This window comes from Candidatus Methylacidiphilales bacterium (assembly GCA_030054035.1).
Lineage (GTDB): Bacteria > Pseudomonadota > Gammaproteobacteria > JASGCS01 > JASGCS01 > JASGCS01.
In genome coordinates this window covers 64,981-83,183 of record JASGCS010000003.1, presented here as the reverse complement: position 1 = coordinate 83,183, position 18,203 = coordinate 64,981, and the positions used below count along the sequence as shown (strand labels likewise).

The following is an 18,203-nucleotide window of genomic DNA, read 5'->3' as shown; positions in this document are numbered from 1 at the left end:
TTAAATTAATTTAGTGATGATGGGTTGACCGCATAGTGTAACGCCTCTTGTCTTGTAACTAAAGATCGCTGAATAAGCGCGAGCAAACTCTGATCTAGAGTTCTCATCCCTAATTGTTGACCAGTTTGAATGGCGGAGTTCATTTGAGCGACTTTATCTTCTCGGATAAGATTCTTAATTGCAGGTGTTCCTAACATAATTTCATGTGCCGCAACTCTTCCTCCACCAACTTTTTTTAGAAGTGTTTGGGAAATAACCGCTCTCAATGACTCTGAAAGCATTGAACGAACCATCGATTTTTCAGCCGCTGGAAAAACATCGATAATACGATCTATAGTTTTTGCCGCTGAGGTTGTGTGCAATGTTCCAAAAACTAAATGGCCGGTTTCAGCAGCAGTCATCGCCAACCGGATCGTTTCCAAGTCTCGCATTTCCCCTACCAATATACAATCAGGGTCTTCTCGCAATGCAGACCGCAATGCTTCATTAAAGCCAAGGGTATCGCGATGGACTTCACGCTGATTAATCAGGGCTTTTTTAGGTTCATGGACAAACTCAATTGGATCCTCCACAGTAAGTATATGTGCAGGTTCATTTCTATTAATATGATCTATGATAGCCGCTAAGGTAGTAGACTTACCTGATCCAGTTGGCCCAGTTACTAGCACCATACCACGAGCATAACCGGCAATTTCAGCAAATATCGGTGGAGTGCTTAAGTCTTGTAAACTTAATATTTTAGATGGAATGGTACGCAACACCGCGCCCATACCTCTATTTTGTCTAAAAACATTTACTCGAAATCTAGAGATACCTTCAAGCTCAAAAGAGAAATCAGTCTCAAGAAACTCTTCATAATTTTTTCTCTGCTTATCATTCATTATATCGTAGAGAAGTTTGTTGCAATCTTCATTAGTTAATGCTGGGACATTAATTCTTCGCACATCTCCATCGACTCTAAGAATAGGTGGTTGGCCAGCAGATATATGCAGATCTGATGCTTTGTTTTCAACTGAAAATTTCAGTAATGCGGTTATATCCATAATTCGATCTCCCTATATTCTAAGGTGTTGTTACGGTATATTGTATATCAAATGAACGACTATAGTTATGAAACCATAAAACATAGGGTGGCCTCAATTAGAGAAAATAGTAGGTCTCATGCTGTTACAATAATAGCAGTTACAAAAAAACATCCGTGGGATGTTTTGCCAATTTTATATTCTCTTGGCATCAATGATTTTGGAGAAAATTACGCCCAAGAACTTGCCTTAAAAAGAAAGGAATTAATTGATAATAATCATTTGCTTGAAAACGCGGTATGGTACTACCAAGGAGTGATTCAGAAAAATAAAATAAATATGATCGTCAAATCAGCTGCAGTAATTTTATCATTTTTTGATAGGGCACATCTCCCCTTGATTCAAAAAGCATGTGAAAAGTTTAATAAAACGATCAATTGTTGCATTCAGGTCAAACTTCAGTCTGATTCAAATAGAAATGGAATAGTAGGCTCTCATGCTACATTACAAGAATTAGTAACTTACATGGGTAATTTCCCAAATATACAGTACAGTGGAATCATGACCACACTCCCTTTACATCTCTCTGCCTTAGATCAAGAAAAATATTTTGCACAAGTGTCAAACTATTATAATAGTCTTCCGAAAGCACCAATGTTATCTATGGGAATGAGTGATGATTATACTCTTGCTATAAAACATGGTGCGACTCATGTGAGAATTGGTACAGCATTGCTGGGCAAGCGGTAAAATACTGTTATGAATAAATTAAAGACTGAACTATTATTTATCGGCGGAGGCACTATGACTCAGGCAATGTTGCAAATGATACAGTACCCAGGGCGCATCGCGGTTTATGATTGTTGCGAGCAAGTCCTTGCATTAGTTAAGCAAAAATATAATGTACAGATATATCCTACACTTCCAAGTGAAATTAACAACTTACAGGCTGTGATATTAGCAATAAAACCACAAGATATTGAATCAGCCTGCTCCCAAAGCAGCCATGTACTAACTCCTCAATGCTTACTCGTTTCAATTGTAGCTGGAATTACCGTTTCCCAGTTAAAATTATTTTCCAAACACCAAGGTCCTATTATCCGAGCTATGCCTAACACACCGGCGAAAATCGGTAAAAGTGCGACTGTTTTATTTGGTCAATCTTTAACAGATGAAAATAAGAAATTTGCCCAATCAATCTTTAATCAAATTGGAAAATTATGGTGGATTGAGCAAGAAGAGTTACTCCATGCAGTAACAGCTATATCTGGTAGCGGTCCTGCCTATCTTTTTTATTTCATGAAAGCTTGGCAAGAAGAAGCTGAGGCGTTAGGGCTATCATCAAAGCTTGCAAGAGATTTGATTGCTGAAACTATACAAGGAGCACTAGTTCTAGCGAACGACAATAATTCCACACTCGATAATCTACTATCACAGGTTATTTCAAAAAGAGGCACTACAGAATCAGCAATTAACTATCTTGATCATCATGATATTTCATTACATTTTAGGCAAGCACTTAACACTGCTTACCGACGCTCGCAAAAACTTTCTGAGAGGTCTTCAAACTTATGAAATTTTCCATAGAAGACTCGATTGGCTTGGTTAAAGAACAGACAATTGCTTTAAACGATTCTTTCACGCTTGAATGCGGTAGCGTATTGGAAGACATTCAAATTAGATTTGAAACATATGGCACTTTAAATGAAGATAAAAGCAATGCAATTTATATTTGCCATGCTCTGTCTGGCAACCATCACGCTGCAGGATACCATACCATACATCCCAAACCTGATTTTGGATGGTGGGAAGTAGCGATTGGGCCCAATAAATCAATTGATACCAATCAATACTATGTTGTTTGTGCTAATAACCTAGGTGGGTGTCACGGCACCACTGGCCCTAGAACAATAAATAAAAAAACTGGGCAAGAATACGGGGAGGAATTTCCATTTGTAACGGTGCTTGATTGGGTCAATATGCAAAAAAAACTCATGATATCATTGGGGATTTCTAAATGGTTTGCAGTTATTGGAGGTAGTTTAGGGGGTATGCAGGCACTACAATGGTCAATCAGTTATCCTGATCTTTTGCATCATTGCGTATTAATAGCGAGTAGCGCTGAACTCTCTACGCAAAATATTGCTTTTAATGAAGTCGCCCGTAGTGCAATTCGTTGGGACCCCAACTTCCATAATGGTCTGTACCTCCAAAATGGGACTATTCCCGATAAGGGCCTTGCAATAGCGAGAATGTTAGGACATCTAACGTATATTTCCAGTGAAAGTCTAGCAGACAAATTTGGTCGAGAATTAATTGACAACGAATCGCATTACAATATAAATAAAAATCAATTTGAAATTGAACGATATTTGCATTACCAAGGAAATAAATTTGTAAAAGACTTTGATGCTCACACCTATCTTCGCAATTCTAAAGCACTGGATTATTATGATCCATCAACAAAATTTGCAGGAAGTCTGGCCAAGGCGCTCGCACATGTACTTTCTAATTTTTTTATATGCTCTTTCACCAGTGATTGGAGATTTCCACCAGCACATTCAGAAAAAATTGTCCAAGCACTAGTGCAGAATAAAAAATCAGTAAGTTATGCCTCTATTCCTTCTACAATAGGGCATGACGATTTTTTAGTTGACAATCAACCATTTTTAGAATTATTAAAAACCTATCTCACCCCCTCGCGCTATGCGTAAAGATTTTGCAATCATTGAAAATTGGATTTCCTCTCAAAGCCATGTAGTAGATTTAGGTTGTGGGGATGGCGAGCTTTTTCATTTACTCCAAATCAAAAAACAGGTACATGGGTATGGGGTTGAAAAGGATCTTAAAATGATACGCTGTTGTTTGGAGCGAAAGGTTCCGGTACTTCAACAGGATATTGAGTATTGGGTAAAAACAGTCTCAAATCAATCTATTGATTATGTGATTTTATCAAATTCAATTCAAACACTCAAGAGACCAGATTTTACTATGCAAGAAATATTAAGGATAGGTAAACAAGCTATCATTTCGTTTCCAAATATGGCCTATTGGCATTGTAGATGGTATCTGGCTATAAATGGGAAAATGCCCATGTCAAACACTTTACCAGAACAATGGTATGAATCAAAAAACATTCATTTATGCACCATTACCGATTTTGAAAATCTTTGTCAAGATTTAAAAGTAACCATTCGGGCAAAAAAATACATACAGGGCATTCCATTACTAAAACAGGTACATCCTAATTTATTTTGCGAATCAGTAATTTATCTTTTAGATGGAAATCAAGATTATGAAGGGGATTTTTGTTGCCCCATTCTCACATCGTAACTAACTGCTATATTTCTACCTGAACTTTTAGCTTTATATAACGCAATATCTGCAAGCGATAAATACTGGTGAGGATTTTCATTTTTTTCAGGGATTTTAGCATACACGCCAACGCTTATTGATAAAGTACCAAATTCAGATTGGGCATGTGGGATATTAAGATCTGTAATTGCTTGTTTAAGTCTATTTGCTAACAACAATGCTGTTTCTTGATTGGTACTTGAAAGTACTGTTGCAAACTCCTCACCTCCAAATCGAGCGACTAGATCTCCCGGTCTACAGAGTACTTGAGTGAAGGCATACGCGATAGAGCGTAATGCGTCATCCCCATTGAGATGCCCATAAAAATCATTGTATTTTTTAAACCAATCCACATCTATAATCATTACTGCAATGGAATATCCTTGTCTGAGGGCTCTTGAGTATTCTCGCTCTAGATGATTTTCTAATGTTCTTCGATTCGCGATTCCGGTCAGGTAATCAGTTGATGATTCTTCAATTAATTGTTTATTTGCTACCAGTAATTGTCGGTTTAGGTTTTCATTCAAAGTCTGCAACCTGACTCCTAAATTAACATTACTAATAATAAATCGAGAATAAAGGAAAAAAGAAACTAAATAAATAACCAAAATAAATTCCAAATTATTAAACAAATGATGATTCATATATAGATATATAATTGAAGGCGCAATCACCAGTGTTGAACTTATAATAAAACTTCTAAAACTATATAAATAAAATCCTAAATTCATTGAAACAACAAATAATTGAATAAATATAAATGTTACTGACGAGGAAGGAGAAATAGTTATAAACCATAAGAACGACATTCCCCAGAGAAAAGAAATACTTACCAATAGAAATAAAAAACGCTGCTCTATTTCATAGATAGCCGTTCTCCCAAAACGAGAAAAAAACGCTCTCGTTAATCGATACATATAAAAACTCACCACAGAAATACTGGCCACCCACAATATGCCAAATAAAAATAAATCCTTAATAATGAGACCGAATAAAAAAACGCTACTCAATAGACCTTGAAATACTAACGCATTGCCTTGCCCTTTAAAAAGGTAAAACAACCTTCGTAATCTCACCCGATCACTAATCTCAAGATTACAATCTGAGGTGTCTATTATCCTAAATAAATACATACTAATAATGTTACATATTAAACGATATTAATGGTAAAATGGAAACCAATTCAAAGAGAAACATTAATTAAATGGGAGCAAAATGAATATTAAAGCCAAGCCTATGAGTACAAGTGAAGTAGTGAAAGAAATCGCTACTCGAACCGAACTATCCAGTTCAGAAGTAAAAAAAATCATCGAATCATTAAAAAATTTAATGATTGAGCAACTGAACGACTCAGCTGTTCGGCAATTTGTGATTCCAGGAATCTTAAAACTTAAAACTGTTGAAAAACCAGCCGTTCCAGAACGCAAAGGAATCAACCCCTTTACAAAACAGGAAACTATCTTCAAGGCAAGACCTGCAAAAAAAATTGTTAAGGCTTCAGTTTTAAAAGCTCTTAAAAATTTATAGTAACCTAAAACAGCCAATCTCCTCGAAGGTCTTACTAGAGTACCTTGTTGAGGTCACACGCATTGCTGTAACCGCAGGTGAATTAATCTTATCACTTAAAAAAAGCGGTAATTTAGATATTCAAACAAAAGTTAATAACACCCCAGTAACTACTAGCGACATTGAAGCAGATAAATTTATCAGAAAAGAATTGCATAGCGATTCTATTAGACATTTTCCAATAATTTCTGAAGAGTATCCCTATTTCCCAAGCTGGGATGAGAGGAAGAATTGGGATCATGTTTGGCTAGTAGATCCGTTAGACGGTACAAGAGAATTTATAAAAGGGTCTGATGATTATACGGTTAATATTGCTCTGATTGAATTTGGAGTACCAGTATTAGGGGTGGTATATGCCCCTGCAATTAATACTCTTTACTACGCAACGAAATATTCAAACGCGTTTAAACAAGTTGTGAACAATAAAATTAAAATCAGTTCCAAAGAAATTAATTTTGAATCATTCACTGTAGTTGGGAGTAAGAGCTGGAGAGATCAGGAGACGGAGATGTATCTGTCAAAACTTCCTAACTACACATTTAAAGGTATGGGTAGCTCTCTTAAACCTTGTTTAATAGCTGAAGGGGCTGCTGATCTGTATGTTAGATTTGGCACGACCTGTGAATGGGACACGGCGGCATCTCACTGCATTCTAAGCGCGTCAGGTGGGGAAATTTTCTCTCAAAGTGGCGCTATACTTACCTATAATCAGAAGGAAGATTTTATAAACCCACCATTTATCGCTGTTGGTGATTTAAACTGGAATTGGAAAAAGTATTTATAGTAATGTATACTGTAACAGAGGATATATAAAAAAAATGAACAATTCAAATAATTTCAATCCCTTTGATGACTTTATAGAGCAAAGTGATGACACGACTACAGACACTACATCAAAAGCTTCAAAATACTCGCCAGATCATAACACTAGTCTGATGTCAAAAATTGACGATATTAAACTAAATCAACAATTAAAAAAATCTATTAGTTTTTTGGAAGACGAAGAATAGTAATTTGCTTTATCTTTTTTAAGAACAACAGTACTGGTACAATTGAGACCATTGAGCCAATAAATAGAGTTTTATAGCCGTACAGTTCAACAACCCACCCAGTTTGGGTAGCGATAATCTTACCAATCAATACTGAAAATGAGCTGACAACGGCATAATGAGTTGCGGTTGATTCCTTCTGAACTAATAAAGACATGAATGCAATCAAAGAAGTGCTTGCGATTCCAGTGCAAAAGTTTTCTATTGACATTGCAAAAAATAACACGTAGCTATTTACCGGTGTTACGTAGAGCATTAGATACACAGCATTACTTAATGCAGCTAATAAACCACCTATCCACATACTGGTATATAAACCACAGTATTTGATAATCAACGCCCCTATTCCATTTCCAATTAAAATAATATATAACGCCACTGCACTTGCACTGCCAATTTGAATTTTGCTATACCCAAGATCCATAAAAAAAGGTCTTGCCATTACAGCAATTAATAAATCAGAAATTCTATAAAACATAATCAAAAGTATGATAAATATGACAACTCTCCACTTACGTTCTGCAATTTGAATTAGATTTAAATATAATTGCTTACAGGCATTAATGGGTTGCATAGTCCTGTATATGACTTGTGCATTCTTTTCATACGGCAAATACAAAGCAATCAATGCAAGGAACAAAATAATAATTCCGATAAGATCAAATAACACATCCCATGAGTACCAAGACACCAAAATAAGTGAAACAGAAGATGAAAGTAACAGACCAAAGCGATACCCAACTTGGTATAAGGTAATCATGACGCCTTGATCACAATATTCAGGGCATTCAATTCTCCAGGCATCAACTGACATATCCTGCAGAGTAGACACAAAACCTAGCAGTAATAGTAACACTACAATATTTACAATAGAAAATGTTTCGCCAATTGAGTTAACAGAAATACTATGTAGCAGCAAGCCAATCAAGACCTGACAAAATATTATCCAATATTTTCTTAATTGAGTATGGCTAGTTTTAACTGGCGACCAATCACATAGAGGAGAATAAGTAAATTTAATTGCATAAATCAAAGTAATCCCACTAATAAGACCAATGTTGGTCATCGATACACCTAACTCTTTCAACCAAATCACGGTAGTGGAAAAGACTAACCCATAAGGTAAACCACATGAAAATCCGAGAAAGCTCATATGAAGACGGTAAGATAATTTTTGATTGAGCATATTTAGATTTATAATATAACCGAAATGGATAATTTTATATCATACTGCCTCTCCCAAGATATAATTAAATTTGGAACATTTACCCTTAAGTCTGGCAGAACTAGCCCATATTTTTTTAATAGTGGTGCATTTTATCAAGGTAAGACTTTATCAAGACTTATTGATGAATACGCAAAGCTTATTCTGAGAGAGAATTTGTCATTTGATATATTCTTTGGGCCTGCTTATAAAGGTATTTCACTAGCGAGCGGATTAGCATTACACTTCGCGGAACGGTATTCAAAAAACTATTCTTTTTGCTACGATCGAAAAGAAATTAAGAATCATGGTGAAGGTGGTAAATTTGTTGGGGCACCATTAGCGGGAAATTTATTAATTATTGACGATGTTGTTACTGCAGGCACTACTTTGCAAGAGCATATTCAAACACTTATTAAAAAATCTGAAATAAATATAGTTGGAATAATTATCGCTTTTGACCGAATGGAACGATTAGAAATCAGTGAAACACACTCAATTCCTATCTACTCCATTACAGATGCCAATCAACTGTTAAAAACTCTACAGAATAGCTCTAATTTATCGTATTTAGAGCAGGCAAAAACACTAGAAGCTCATTTAGCATTGTATCGTAGATAAAAAACTGTTAAAATATAGTTGTGAAAAGCTACAATCTCGTATTTATTTTTTTCTTACTCTTTGCATGTGTAGCAAAATCCGGAAATCTTTACAAATGGACAGATAAAGAAGGCAAAGTGCATATCAGCGACACAATTCCGAGCTCAGTGGCAGTAGGTGGTTACGACATCATCAACCAAGATGGAAAGGTTATAGATAAGATTGAGAGAGTTAAATCAGCTCGAGAACTTGAGCTCGACAATCAAAATAAACTCAAACAAGTTGACCAACAACGAACTGCTAATATACAAAAAAGAAGGGACCAGCAAATACTAAGTTTATACACAACTGAACATGACATCACCGAAAGAAAAACAAACCAACTCAATATCATCAATCAATCAATTTCTATTTTAGAAAAAAATATTGATTCAAATAAGCTGGTAATTGAAAAATATGAAGCTCAAATCGCTGACTACAATTCTAAAAACAAACCAATACCTCTTGAACTCACCAATGATTACAATACTATAAAAAAAGATATTAAATATAGAACTGAAAAAATTGACTCAATGAAACTTGAGTATAAAAACATTGAAAAAAGGTTTGAAGAAGATTTGATTAGATTTAAACAGCTCAAGAAGCAATAATATCAGTACCTTTAGCGGTTATTGAATCGCATATTTTTACAATTCTTTTCTCCTCTGAATTAGAGTCAAGCGCGTCAATTGCACAATTAATTTTAGGTACCATGCCACTATGTATCACTCCACTCTCAATGAGAGAAAGCGCGTCTTGTACGGTCAATGAATCTAAAATATTCCCATTCCCATCTTTCACTCCTACAACATTGGTAATTAAATAAAATTTGCTCGCGAGTAACGATTTTGCCATCGCTCCCGCGCAAGAATCTGCATTAATGTTAACTATATCAGATACACTATCTATGCCATATGGTGCAATAACCGGAAGTAATTGTGAAGTAGTTAATTGCCTAATTAATTTGTTATCAATATATGTTACCGTCCCAACCATACCATAACGATTTTGATCTATAATTTCTGCTTTAATACAAAATGAATCTGCGGCATTTACTCCTACCGCTCTAGGTGGTTTTCCATGCCGGACAAACCATTTATTCAAAGACATCACCAATGCATGATTTTGCTGTAAAAGAGCCTCAACAATGATTGATTCTGAGCCTTTAGGTGTGTACCGCAATCCATCTATAAAAGTATTTTTAAAGCCTGCAGCAATAAATTTACTTTGGATAGTGGGACCTGCTCCATGTACAATCACCAGTGAACGATTTTCACTGTAATGTGCTAAAGCTCCAATGACTTCTTCGTAAGAGTCTTCATTAATAGCATTACCTCCAATTTTCACCACCTCTATCTTGCTCATGATTAAAAAGGGAGTTCAATAATTGGATTTACCTGCAACAGTACGGATTTAAATTTTTCTTGCACCCAACGCAAATTATCAACTGTATCACCTTCAAATCTCATAACTATACTAGGTGTGGTATGAGAGGCACGGACTAAGCCCCAACAATGTTGATACTCCACTCTAATACCATCAAGCATATTTACTTGAGCAGGTTGAAACTGGTCTGCTAATTGCATAAATTTCTCCATAAATATAATTTCATCACCTTCGGGCATGGTAACGAGTATCTCATGAGTACATGCTCGCTCGGGTATTGAGAGTAATACATGTGAATTATTTTCTTTTGATAATATTTTCAATAATCGTGCTGCTGAGTACAGCCCGTCGTCAAAACCATACCAACTATCATTAAAAAATACATGCCCGCTCATCTCACCACCGAGTAGTGCATGTTGTTTAAGAATTTCAGTTTTTATGTAAGAATGCCCAGTCTTGGACATTACTGGAATTCCAGTCAGTTGTTTGATATGTCGCTCTAAGGAGGGGCTACACTTGACATCAAAGACAATCGAAGCGCCGGGGTGTTGGCCCAACACTTCAGTGCAGTATAACGCAAGTATATCGTCAAGCATAATAATTCTTCCTAGCTCATCAACAACTCCAAGTCTATCTCCATCTCCGTCAAACGCAATGCCGACTAATGCTTTTCTTGACACCACTTCATGAATAAGATCCTTAAGGTTTTCTGGTTTACTTGGATCTGGATGGTGGGCAGGAAATGTACCATCAACAGTATCATACAATGCATGGACATCACATCCCAAAGAAGTAAATAATGAGCTTGCAATAGAGGCTGTAGCTCCATGCGCAGGATCTAACACTACTGGTATAGAGCGCAGTGTGCCAATATCGGCCACGATGCGAGCTACATATGGAGCACAAGCATCAATAGAAACTATATCCGATTTTTGTGCGCTTTTCAAAGTTGACTGATTAACGCTACTATCACCATTGACAATGGCATGGTACAAACTGATAATACTTTCTTGAAAATACGATTTATAATCCTGAACTATTTTTAAACCATTATATTGCACCGGGTTATGGCTACCCGTAATCATAATTCCATTTGCAACTCCCAAATAATAGATTGCAAAATACAGTATAGGCGTCGGCACTAATCCAATAGAAAATACCTTCATTCCACCTTTCTGTAAACCAGTAATTAATGCATCAGATAATCGTGGAGAAGACAATCTACCGTCAAACCCAACCACAATTTTTTTAATTGCGCATTGGCTCGCAAAGACCAAACCGATTTTATAACACAATTCTTCAGTCAATAGCTCGTCTACTACACCGCGTATATCATAAGCTCTAAAAATAGAACGGAGTAACTTATTATTTTTTTCCAGTATGACCAAACCCTCCCAGACCTCTTACTGATTCTTCTTTAAATTGATCTACAACTTTAAATTGTAATTGCGTTATTTGTACAAAAATAAGCTGAGCGATTCTATCTTTCGGCTCAATAACATAGGGAGAATCACCACAATTCCACAAGACAGCAATAATTTCATTTTGGTAATCACTATCTATAATCCCTACACCATTAGCTAATAAAATACGATGTTTGATAGCTAGACCAGATCGCGGAGCTAGTAAAGACATTATTGAAGGATTGTTTGTATGGATCGCAACTCCAGTTGGGATAGATACAGTGGTATTCGGGTCAATGGTGACTGGTTGGGATACGGAGGCTCTCAGATCTACCCCTGCTGAACCAACGGTAGCATATTTTGGGATATCATCCCTAGTAATCACTGTACCAAGTAGCCGTAATTCAACAAATGAATTATCCATGTGACACCTCATAGACAAGCTCTAGTAATTTCCTAGAAAGCGATCTCTTTGATTGCTTTGGAAAATGACTACTGCCTCCTTGCCAAAAAACAGTTACTTCATTAAAGTCACCGCCAATACCGCATTGCTCAGGAGCATCTCGACCTACCTTATTAGCGACGATCATTTTTAATTTCTTTTCACGAAGTTTTCGTAAAGCTTGGTTTTCAAGATCCTCACATTGTGCACAAAATCCAACAGAAAATAAATCTGGATACATGTGCGCAACTTCTGAAAGAATATCTTTTGTTTGAGTTAACGTTAGTGTAAAAGTATTACCTAATTTATTTTTTGATAATTTTCCATCTAAAACAACCTGGGGAGAATAATCAGATACTGCAGCGCACCCAATAAAATAATTGGCTTTTGAGACAAATTGAAAGGTCGCTTCATACATCTCTTCTGCGGTTTGCACTTGGACCAAATCCACTCCGTATGGTGGTGATAAAGATGTTGGACCACTGATTAAGGTAACTTGAGCTTCTGCATCATGGGCAACGCTAGCAAGTGCATACCCCATTTTTCCACTACTTCTGTTGCCAATAAATCTAATTTCATCAATCGGTTGATAGGTAGGTCCAGCGGTGATTACAATTCTAGAATTTTTATAATTGACTTGATTATAAAAATCCTCTAATTCTAAAATAATAGCATCTGGTTCAGTCATACGACCCATACCAACTTCACCACAAGCAAGCTCTCCTGACTCAGGCCCTAGTTGACGCCAGCCCAACTGGTTGATCTTACTTACATTGCTTTGTAGCGATGGGTTATTCCACATCTCAACATTCATTGCTGGCACAAACCAACAAGGCGCATGTGTTGCTAGTAAGGTAGCGCCGATAAGGTCGCTTGCATCACCATTAGCTATACTTGCAATTCGATTTGCCGTTGCAGGGGCTACCAAGATTATATCCGCCCATCTTGCATACTTAATGTGATCCATCGCAATATCAAATATGCTAATAGTTACTTTTTCACCGGTTATGCTCTCAAAGGTAAGTGGTGTAATAAACTTAGTCGCCGACTCACTCATAATCACCTTAACCTGACAGCCATGATCTATTAACGCTCTAGCTAAAATACAGCTCTTATATGCTGAAATACTGCCTGTAACAATGAGCAATAATTTTTTTCCTTGCATTGACATATAAAATATTCTACCACTACACTAATATTTAAGTATTTTACTCATGGAATAATTGCATCAAAACAATACAATATTCTAAAAGGAGAAAATTATGAATACTAGATACTATATAAGTAGCAAAGAAATTGAATCACAAGTAAAAGAAGTGGGGTGTGAAATGATGACTACCGTAGATTTACTTGGGTTTGCATTATATCCAAGAAAAACATTTTTTGTCAGACAACGATTAGCTAAAAAATTACTTTCAAAAACACAAAATGATCTTTCTTATTTTTTTTCTACAAATTCAGCTGAATTTCAAAAAAATACTGGTCTAGATAATTCAATTTACTTTTCATTTAGAGCAGTGAGAGAGCTTTTAGAACGCGCGTTATGCCAAGAGTTGACAGAACGAGAAGCCCTTAGTTCTTCTGAAAAAACCAGGAGATTGCTGAGTAGTAAACTTAGATTTTATAAAGTTGAAGTTTTTGTTTGTCTATATCTAAACAGCCAGTATCAACTATTGGAATTTGAACAGCATGCTAAAGGAACGGTGCATGGAACATTTGTACATCCAAGAGAAATCGTAAAACGCGCATTGGAACTTGGTAGTTCGGCAGTAATAATCGCACATAATCATCCATCTGGAGAAGTTGAGCCAAGTAAAGCAGATATTACTATCACAAAACAAATTCATGAAGCCTTAAAACTTGTAGAAATTACTTTACTGGATCATATGTTAATAGGAGGAAATAAAGTTGTATCCTTTGCTGAGCAAAATCTTTTCTAGTATCCCTACCGTATGTTTAATCTGTGACTTTGAAGAGTGTTTAGACTCAACTATCTGTCAACGCTGTTTGACATATCTTGAAATTAGAGACTTTGGGTGCGTTGGCTGTGGTGCGACTACTAATCTTACTTATTGCGATGTATGTCTACAAAATAATAGTATTACTCTAGCTATTTCAATTTTTAAATACCGAGCCGTAGCCAAACTCTTAGTAAACAAACTAAAATTCACAAAACAACATGGGATTGCTAAAACTATGGCAGAATTAATGATTTACCATATCACTCGTTCATGCCCAACACCAGATATTATCACTTCGGTACCACTCCATCCTATAGATTTTATTTTAAGAGGACATAATCAAAGTGCACTTCTAGCATCAGCGATTTCTGATTTTTTCCCGAAACAGAAAAATATCTATCAACCAAATATACTACAAAAAATACGGAGAACAAAGAAACAGCGATTACTTAACCGGGAACAGAGATTGGTTAACTTGCAATGCGCTTTCACCTGTAAACCACTACCACCAAATTCTACTATAGCTATTGTCGATGATGTAATAACCACTGGAAGTACTACTCAGACATTAGGTAGAATTCTGAAGCTGCAGGGAGCAAAAGATGTATATGTATGGTCATTTGCCCATGGCTAACATGAGAATTATCGCTATTGAGATGCCAAGTAGCACATGCGACTTAAATGCCTTAATTGCAAGTACCGGATATTGTGTTGATACCAACAGTAATTGGTAGAAAAAGAATATCACTATGGTAATGATAAGCAACACAAGGTACACTCCTGGCAAAAGTAATACAAAATAACCATAGAGAAGCCATCCAAGTATAAATAATAAATCGAGTATGACTATAGCGGGGACAATCACACTTCGTAATAATACCGCAAGTGATTTTACATTTACTTTACAATCTTCTTTAAGGTCTGCTATCGCATATTGGGTGTCATAAAGTATTACCCATAGTATAGTTATTATTGATAGCATAATGCAAGATGAATCAATGTATCTCTGTGTTGCTAAAGAAGCGCAGGGCACGACCAGAGAAAAAGTTACACCTAACACAAGTTGTGGATAATTACTGACTCGTTTAACTAATGGATAAAGCATGGTGCCAAGAAGTGCAAAAGGTACGATGTACCATATCTGCACTGGCAAAGAGAAAGCTATTATCATTGAGGCCATTAAAAAACAAAGGAATATTGCTACCGCAAAACCTACCGTTGCTTGCTTATTTGCAAGGGGCCTATGTTTCGTTCTCTCTATATGTAAGTCAATATTCCTATCCCAAATATCGTTGATTACACAACCTGCACTACGCATCGTAAACGCACCTATGCAAAATATAATGGAAACAATAAGATTAGGTGTGCCTTCACCTATGATTATAAGCATCCATAACGCAGGTATAACTAGCAATAACCAGCCAACTGGATTTGTAAATCTAATTAATTCTAAAAAACTTTGAATATCATTAATTTGCCGATTATTCATAGCAGTGTGATATTTCTTAAATCGGGATATTGCTTAAACCAAATTGAAAACGCATGGGCTGCTTGTTGGATAAGCATGCCTTTACCATCAAAGCACTTAGTGATATTTTGTTGCCTCGCAAGTTGTAAAAAAGATGTTTCGGTTTGGTCACTATGATAATTTAAATCATAGCAAATCAAATCAGAATTAAGAAATGGCTGAAGAAAATTATTATCCACACTTCGGGAGAGTGCGCAAATAACTATATGATGACTGGAAATCTGATCTAGCGCGCTTACCGAAACCCAAGGATCAAATCGCTTTGCCACAATTTCAGCTTTTTGGATTGTTCTATTCCAAATTGATATTTTTGATATTTTTGCAGAAATTAATGCAGGGATTATCCCAACACTTGCACCTCCTGCCCCTATGATAAATACATCTTTATCTTTTAATGTTACTTTGCAATTATCAAGCAAATCATCGACAAATCCATGCCCGTCAGTATTGTACCCCCAGAGTTTATTTTCTTTTTTATAAATTGTATTAACGGCTTGTGACATTTCTGCGTACGCGTCTTCAACATGGTCAACCATTTGAAAGGCACGATGTTTGAATGGAATTGTTACATTCATCCCATAACCACCGGAGTTAAAAAATTCTTCTACGGTTTTTTCAAAATCTTCTAGTGGTGAGTAGATTTTTTCATAGCTGATTTGAAGATCAAATTGTTTGGCAAACTGTAAGTGAATAGTGGGAGATGCACTATGAGAGATAGGATTGCCAATCACTGCAAGTCTTACCATAACTACTTAGAAAGTAATTGGGCGATCGTAAGCGCTCCATAAGAAATAATCGCTCGCGCGCCAGCTCGCTTAATTGAAGTTAAAGTTTCCACAAGCATATCATGTATAGTAAAGGCGCCGGCCTGCGCCCCAAAAGCTATCATTGCATACTCGCCACTTACCTGATAAGCGTAGATTGGGGTTTCGAATTCTTTAGAGAGGTCTGCAATGATATCAAGATATGGCAAAGCAGGTTTTACCATAATCATATCTGCGCCTTCTTCAATATCTAAACGAGCTTCAAGCAATGCTTCCCTACGATTAGCAAAATTCATTTGGTAGGTTTTTTTTGAAGCACCGCGCAGTTGAGTATTGCTTCCTGAAGCATCTCTAAAAGGACCATATAAAGAGGACGCGTACTTAGCGGCATAGGAAAGAATTAAGATATCTGAATGCCCTTCCCGTTCGAGTGCCGCACGAATTGCCCCAATCCTACCATCCATCATATCTGACGGAGCGATAATTTGAGCACCTGCATGCACTAGACTTAATGATTGTTTAATTAGTACTTCAATAGTGGCATCATTATCTATCACACCTGCTGAGGTAAGAATTCCATCATGCCCATGTGTGGTGTAGGGATCCAGTGCGACATCACAGATAATGGCTAATTCGGGGAAATTTTTTCGTAATATCTGCACTCTTCGCTGTACAAGCCCAGATGGGTTATACGCCTCTTCACCTTTTTCTGATTTGCGATGGGTAGGAATATTCGGAAATAATGCAATGGCATTAACACCACACGCACAACATTGTTCAGCTAATTCTAATAAATCTTTTTCACCAAGTCTATAGACATTAGGTAAAGTAGCAATAGCTTCTTTCTGTTTTTCCGCATCGGTAATAAAAATAGGTTGGATTAAGTCTTTTGGAAGTAATGTGGTTTCACTATTTAAACTCCGTATCGCGACATGACTTCTAGTTCTGCGCAGTCTAGTTAACGGATACTTCATAGCCAATCACGAGGTTTAAAATATAAAGAGATCAGCTCTTTTTCATGTTCATTTAGTGAAAACTGATAGTGCCAATGGGTTTCAGGTGGCAAGGACATTAAGATAGACTCAACTCTCCCCTTGCTCTGAATACCAAACAATGTACCTCGATCATAGAGAAGATTAAATTCAACATAACGCCCTCTTCGGAAACATTGAAATTGTCTTTCACGATCATTCCACAATTGCGAACTTCGTTTTTTTACTATTGTTGTATAACTAAGTTGAAATGAACTAGCGAGTGACTGGATAAACATCATGGTGGTGTTTAAATCAACTAACGAAAAATCATCAAAAAATATCCCGCCCACCCCTCTCGTCTCATTACGATGAGGTAGAAAAAAATATTTGTCACACTGCTTTTTAAATTGATCATATAGTTCTTTACCAAACAAATCACAAGTTTGTTTTGCGTAATTATGCCATAGCTTACAATCTTCTTGATATGGAATATAGGGCGTCAGATCATACCCACCACCAAACCAAGTTAGGTAAGAATCATCGTTTTGGACAGTAAAAATCCTGAAATTAGCGTGACAAGTAGGAACATGGGGATTTTTAGGGTGCATAACTAACGAAACGCCGCATGCTTGCCATTTTTTACCGACCAGTTCTGGTCGGGTTGCGGTAGCACTAGCAGGAAGTGAATTACTTGACACATTTGAAAAATTAACACCACCTTTTTCAAATATTTCCCCTTGTGAAATTACTGAAGTTACACCATACCCTAATTCAGATTTCCAATTATCATGAATAAAATTTACCTTCTGCTCAAGGTCGCCTAAGCTTGTGATAATAGCACTATGGATTTGCTTAAATTCCGTTTGACAAAACAAAAAATCATCTTTATTAGTGCTAAGCATATCCAAGGG

At 36.4% G+C, this 18,203-nt stretch carries 22 protein-coding genes; 11 read left to right on the top strand and 11 right to left on the bottom strand.

Annotation, left to right across the window (positions count from 1 at the left end; translation table 11 throughout):
- Positions 1-5: 5 nt before the first annotated feature.
- A complete protein-coding gene (locus QM538_03515; protein ID MDI9347549.1) occupies positions 6-1,043 on the bottom strand; it encodes a type IV pilus twitching motility protein PilT in 1,038 nt (345 codons plus the stop codon).
- A gap of 51 nt (positions 1,044-1,094) precedes the next feature.
- Between QM538_03515 and QM538_03510 the strand changes: the two genes are divergently transcribed.
- From QM538_03510 to metW, 4 genes are read left to right on the top strand one after another with little or no spacing between them, the layout of a single operon-like run.
- The gene (locus QM538_03510; protein MDI9347548.1) at positions 1,095-1,772 is read left to right on the top strand and encodes a YggS family pyridoxal phosphate-dependent enzyme; all 678 of its coding nucleotides are present in this window, start codon (positions 1,095-1,097) and stop codon (positions 1,770-1,772) included.
- A 9-nt stretch (positions 1,773-1,781) separates the two neighbouring features.
- The gene (proC, locus tag QM538_03505) at positions 1,782-2,597 is read left to right on the top strand and encodes a pyrroline-5-carboxylate reductase (protein ID MDI9347547.1); all 816 of its coding nucleotides are present in this window, start codon (positions 1,782-1,784) and stop codon (positions 2,595-2,597) included.
- Positions 2,594-3,736 (top strand): homoserine O-acetyltransferase, encoded by a 1,143-nt coding sequence (locus tag QM538_03500; protein MDI9347546.1) that lies wholly within the window; start codon positions 2,594-2,596, stop codon positions 3,734-3,736. The genes proC and QM538_03500 overlap by 4 nt, the downstream gene beginning before the upstream one ends.
- Positions 3,729-4,355 carry a methionine biosynthesis protein MetW gene (gene metW, locus QM538_03495; protein MDI9347545.1) on the top strand — a complete coding sequence of 209 codons (627 nt, stop codon included), beginning with the start codon at positions 3,729-3,731 and terminating at the stop codon, positions 4,353-4,355. Before QM538_03500 ends, metW begins: the two co-directional genes overlap by 8 nt.
- On the opposite strand, the gene QM538_03490 is transcribed toward metW, so the two are convergent.
- Entirely contained in the window at positions 4,316-5,509 is a 1,194-nt protein-coding gene (locus QM538_03490; GenBank protein MDI9347544.1) for a diguanylate cyclase, read from the bottom strand. The genes metW and QM538_03490 overlap by 40 nt on opposite strands.
- A gap of 82 nt (positions 5,510-5,591) precedes the next feature.
- Here QM538_03490 and QM538_03485 point away from each other — a divergent pair, with 82 nt between their 5' ends.
- Genes QM538_03485 through QM538_03475 form a run of 3 tightly spaced genes read left to right on the top strand, consistent with a single transcriptional unit; the run spans position 5,592 to position 6,952 of the window.
- Positions 5,592-5,903 (top strand): HU family DNA-binding protein, encoded by a 312-nt coding sequence (locus QM538_03485; protein MDI9347543.1) that lies wholly within the window; start codon positions 5,592-5,594, stop codon positions 5,901-5,903.
- Positions 5,904-5,919: 16 nt separating this feature from the next.
- Positions 5,920-6,726 carry a 3'(2'),5'-bisphosphate nucleotidase CysQ gene (gene cysQ / locus QM538_03480; GenBank protein MDI9347542.1) on the top strand — a complete coding sequence of 269 codons (807 nt, stop codon included), beginning with the start codon at positions 5,920-5,922 and terminating at the stop codon, positions 6,724-6,726.
- A gap of 34 nt (positions 6,727-6,760) precedes the next feature.
- Positions 6,761-6,952, top strand: coding sequence for a hypothetical protein (locus tag QM538_03475; GenBank protein ID MDI9347541.1), 192 nt, complete (start codon positions 6,761-6,763; stop codon positions 6,950-6,952).
- Here QM538_03475 and QM538_03470 read toward each other — a convergent pair.
- Complete coding sequence (locus QM538_03470; GenBank protein ID MDI9347540.1) at positions 6,927-8,177, bottom strand: MFS transporter; 1,251 nt, start codon at positions 8,175-8,177, stop codon at positions 6,927-6,929. The genes QM538_03475 and QM538_03470 overlap by 26 nt on opposite strands.
- A 24-nt stretch (positions 8,178-8,201) precedes the next feature.
- Here QM538_03470 and pyrE point away from each other — a divergent pair, with 24 nt between their 5' ends.
- The gene (gene pyrE, locus QM538_03465; GenBank protein MDI9347539.1) at positions 8,202-8,816 is read left to right on the top strand and encodes an orotate phosphoribosyltransferase; all 615 of its coding nucleotides are present in this window, start codon (positions 8,202-8,204) and stop codon (positions 8,814-8,816) included.
- Positions 8,817-8,836: 20 nt separating this feature from the next.
- The gene (locus QM538_03460; protein ID MDI9347538.1) at positions 8,837-9,445 is read left to right on the top strand and encodes a DUF4124 domain-containing protein; all 609 of its coding nucleotides are present in this window, start codon (positions 8,837-8,839) and stop codon (positions 9,443-9,445) included.
- Here QM538_03460 and argB read toward each other — a convergent pair.
- The 4 genes from argB to coaBC are packed head-to-tail and all read right to left on the bottom strand — an operon-like array spanning position 9,432 to position 13,236.
- On the bottom strand, positions 9,432-10,199 hold the full coding sequence (argB, locus tag QM538_03455) for an acetylglutamate kinase (GenBank protein MDI9347537.1): 768 nt from the start codon (positions 10,197-10,199) through the stop codon (positions 9,432-9,434). The genes QM538_03460 and argB overlap by 14 nt on opposite strands.
- A 2-nt stretch (positions 10,200-10,201) precedes the next feature.
- Positions 10,202-11,608 (bottom strand): phosphomannomutase/phosphoglucomutase, encoded by a 1,407-nt coding sequence (locus QM538_03450; protein ID MDI9347536.1) that lies wholly within the window; start codon positions 11,606-11,608, stop codon positions 10,202-10,204.
- On the bottom strand, positions 11,586-12,047 hold the full coding sequence (gene dut, locus QM538_03445; protein ID MDI9347535.1) for a dUTP diphosphatase: 462 nt from the start codon (positions 12,045-12,047) through the stop codon (positions 11,586-11,588). Before dut ends, QM538_03450 begins: the two co-directional genes overlap by 23 nt.
- Positions 12,040-13,236 carry a bifunctional phosphopantothenoylcysteine decarboxylase/phosphopantothenate--cysteine ligase CoaBC gene (gene coaBC / locus QM538_03440; GenBank protein MDI9347534.1) on the bottom strand — a complete coding sequence of 399 codons (1,197 nt, stop codon included), beginning with the start codon at positions 13,234-13,236 and terminating at the stop codon, positions 12,040-12,042. The genes dut and coaBC overlap by 8 nt, the downstream gene beginning before the upstream one ends.
- 91 nt (positions 13,237-13,327) lie before the next feature.
- Between coaBC and radC the strand changes: the two genes are divergently transcribed.
- Entirely contained in the window at positions 13,328-14,005 is a 678-nt protein-coding gene (radC, locus tag QM538_03435; GenBank protein ID MDI9347533.1) for a DNA repair protein RadC, read from the top strand.
- A complete protein-coding gene (locus tag QM538_03430; GenBank protein ID MDI9347532.1) occupies positions 13,983-14,660 on the top strand; it encodes a hypothetical protein in 678 nt (225 codons plus the stop codon). Before radC ends, QM538_03430 begins: the two co-directional genes overlap by 23 nt.
- Here QM538_03430 and QM538_03425 read toward each other — a convergent pair.
- Genes QM538_03425 through hemF form a run of 4 tightly spaced genes read right to left on the bottom strand, consistent with a single transcriptional unit; the run spans position 14,643 to position 18,194 of the window.
- The gene (locus tag QM538_03425) at positions 14,643-15,515 is read right to left on the bottom strand and encodes a 4-hydroxybenzoate octaprenyltransferase (GenBank protein ID MDI9347531.1); all 873 of its coding nucleotides are present in this window, start codon (positions 15,513-15,515) and stop codon (positions 14,643-14,645) included. The genes QM538_03430 and QM538_03425 overlap by 18 nt on opposite strands.
- Positions 15,512-16,300 (bottom strand): shikimate dehydrogenase, encoded by a 789-nt coding sequence (gene aroE / locus QM538_03420; protein ID MDI9347530.1) that lies wholly within the window; start codon positions 16,298-16,300, stop codon positions 15,512-15,514. Before aroE ends, QM538_03425 begins: the two co-directional genes overlap by 4 nt.
- Before the next feature lie 2 nt (positions 16,301-16,302).
- Complete coding sequence (gene hemB, locus QM538_03415) at positions 16,303-17,292, bottom strand: porphobilinogen synthase (GenBank protein ID MDI9347529.1); 990 nt, start codon at positions 17,290-17,292, stop codon at positions 16,303-16,305.
- Positions 17,289-18,194 (bottom strand): oxygen-dependent coproporphyrinogen oxidase, encoded by a 906-nt coding sequence (hemF, locus tag QM538_03410; protein ID MDI9347528.1) that lies wholly within the window; start codon positions 18,192-18,194, stop codon positions 17,289-17,291. The genes hemB and hemF overlap by 4 nt, the downstream gene beginning before the upstream one ends.
- Positions 18,195-18,203 lie beyond the last annotated feature (9 nt).

What these genes read in the sequence shown, in the direction of transcription:
- QM538_03510 (MDI9347548.1), top strand. Translation starts at nt 1,095, where the DNA reads ATGAACGACTATAGTTATGAAACCATAAAACATAGGGTGGCCTCAATT.
- aroE (MDI9347530.1), bottom strand. Translation starts at nt 16,300, where the DNA reads ATGGTAAGACTTGCAGTGATTGGCAATCCTATCTCTCATAGTGCATCT.
- QM538_03485 (MDI9347543.1), top strand. Translation starts at nt 5,592, where the DNA reads ATGAATATTAAAGCCAAGCCTATGAGTACAAGTGAAGTAGTGAAAGAA.
- argB (MDI9347537.1), bottom strand. Translation starts at nt 10,199, where the DNA reads ATGAGCAAGATAGAGGTGGTGAAAATTGGAGGTAATGCTATTAATGAA.
- hemF (MDI9347528.1), bottom strand. Translation starts at nt 18,194, where the DNA reads ATGCTTAGCACTAATAAAGATGATTTTTTGTTTTGTCAAACGGAATTT.
- dut (MDI9347535.1), bottom strand. Translation starts at nt 12,047, where the DNA reads ATGGATAATTCATTTGTTGAATTACGGCTACTTGGTACAGTGATTACT.
- QM538_03470 (MDI9347540.1), bottom strand. Translation starts at nt 8,177, where the DNA reads ATGCTCAATCAAAAATTATCTTACCGTCTTCATATGAGCTTTCTCGGA.
- QM538_03515 (MDI9347549.1), bottom strand. Translation starts at nt 1,043, where the DNA reads ATGGATATAACCGCATTACTGAAATTTTCAGTTGAAAACAAAGCATCA.
- coaBC (MDI9347534.1), bottom strand. Translation starts at nt 13,236, where the DNA reads ATGTCAATGCAAGGAAAAAAATTATTGCTCATTGTTACAGGCAGTATT.
- QM538_03490 (MDI9347544.1), bottom strand. Translation starts at nt 5,509, where the DNA reads ATGTATTTATTTAGGATAATAGACACCTCAGATTGTAATCTTGAGATT.
- metW (MDI9347545.1), top strand. Translation starts at nt 3,729, where the DNA reads ATGCGTAAAGATTTTGCAATCATTGAAAATTGGATTTCCTCTCAAAGC.
- radC (MDI9347533.1), top strand. Translation starts at nt 13,328, where the DNA reads ATGAATACTAGATACTATATAAGTAGCAAAGAAATTGAATCACAAGTA.
- QM538_03500 (MDI9347546.1), top strand. Translation starts at nt 2,594, where the DNA reads ATGAAATTTTCCATAGAAGACTCGATTGGCTTGGTTAAAGAACAGACA.
- pyrE (MDI9347539.1), top strand. Translation starts at nt 8,202, where the DNA reads ATGGATAATTTTATATCATACTGCCTCTCCCAAGATATAATTAAATTT.
- QM538_03475 (MDI9347541.1), top strand. Translation starts at nt 6,761, where the DNA reads ATGAACAATTCAAATAATTTCAATCCCTTTGATGACTTTATAGAGCAA.
- proC (MDI9347547.1), top strand. Translation starts at nt 1,782, where the DNA reads ATGAATAAATTAAAGACTGAACTATTATTTATCGGCGGAGGCACTATG.
- hemB (MDI9347529.1), bottom strand. Translation starts at nt 17,292, where the DNA reads ATGAAGTATCCGTTAACTAGACTGCGCAGAACTAGAAGTCATGTCGCG.
- QM538_03425 (MDI9347531.1), bottom strand. Translation starts at nt 15,515, where the DNA reads ATGAATAATCGGCAAATTAATGATATTCAAAGTTTTTTAGAATTAATT.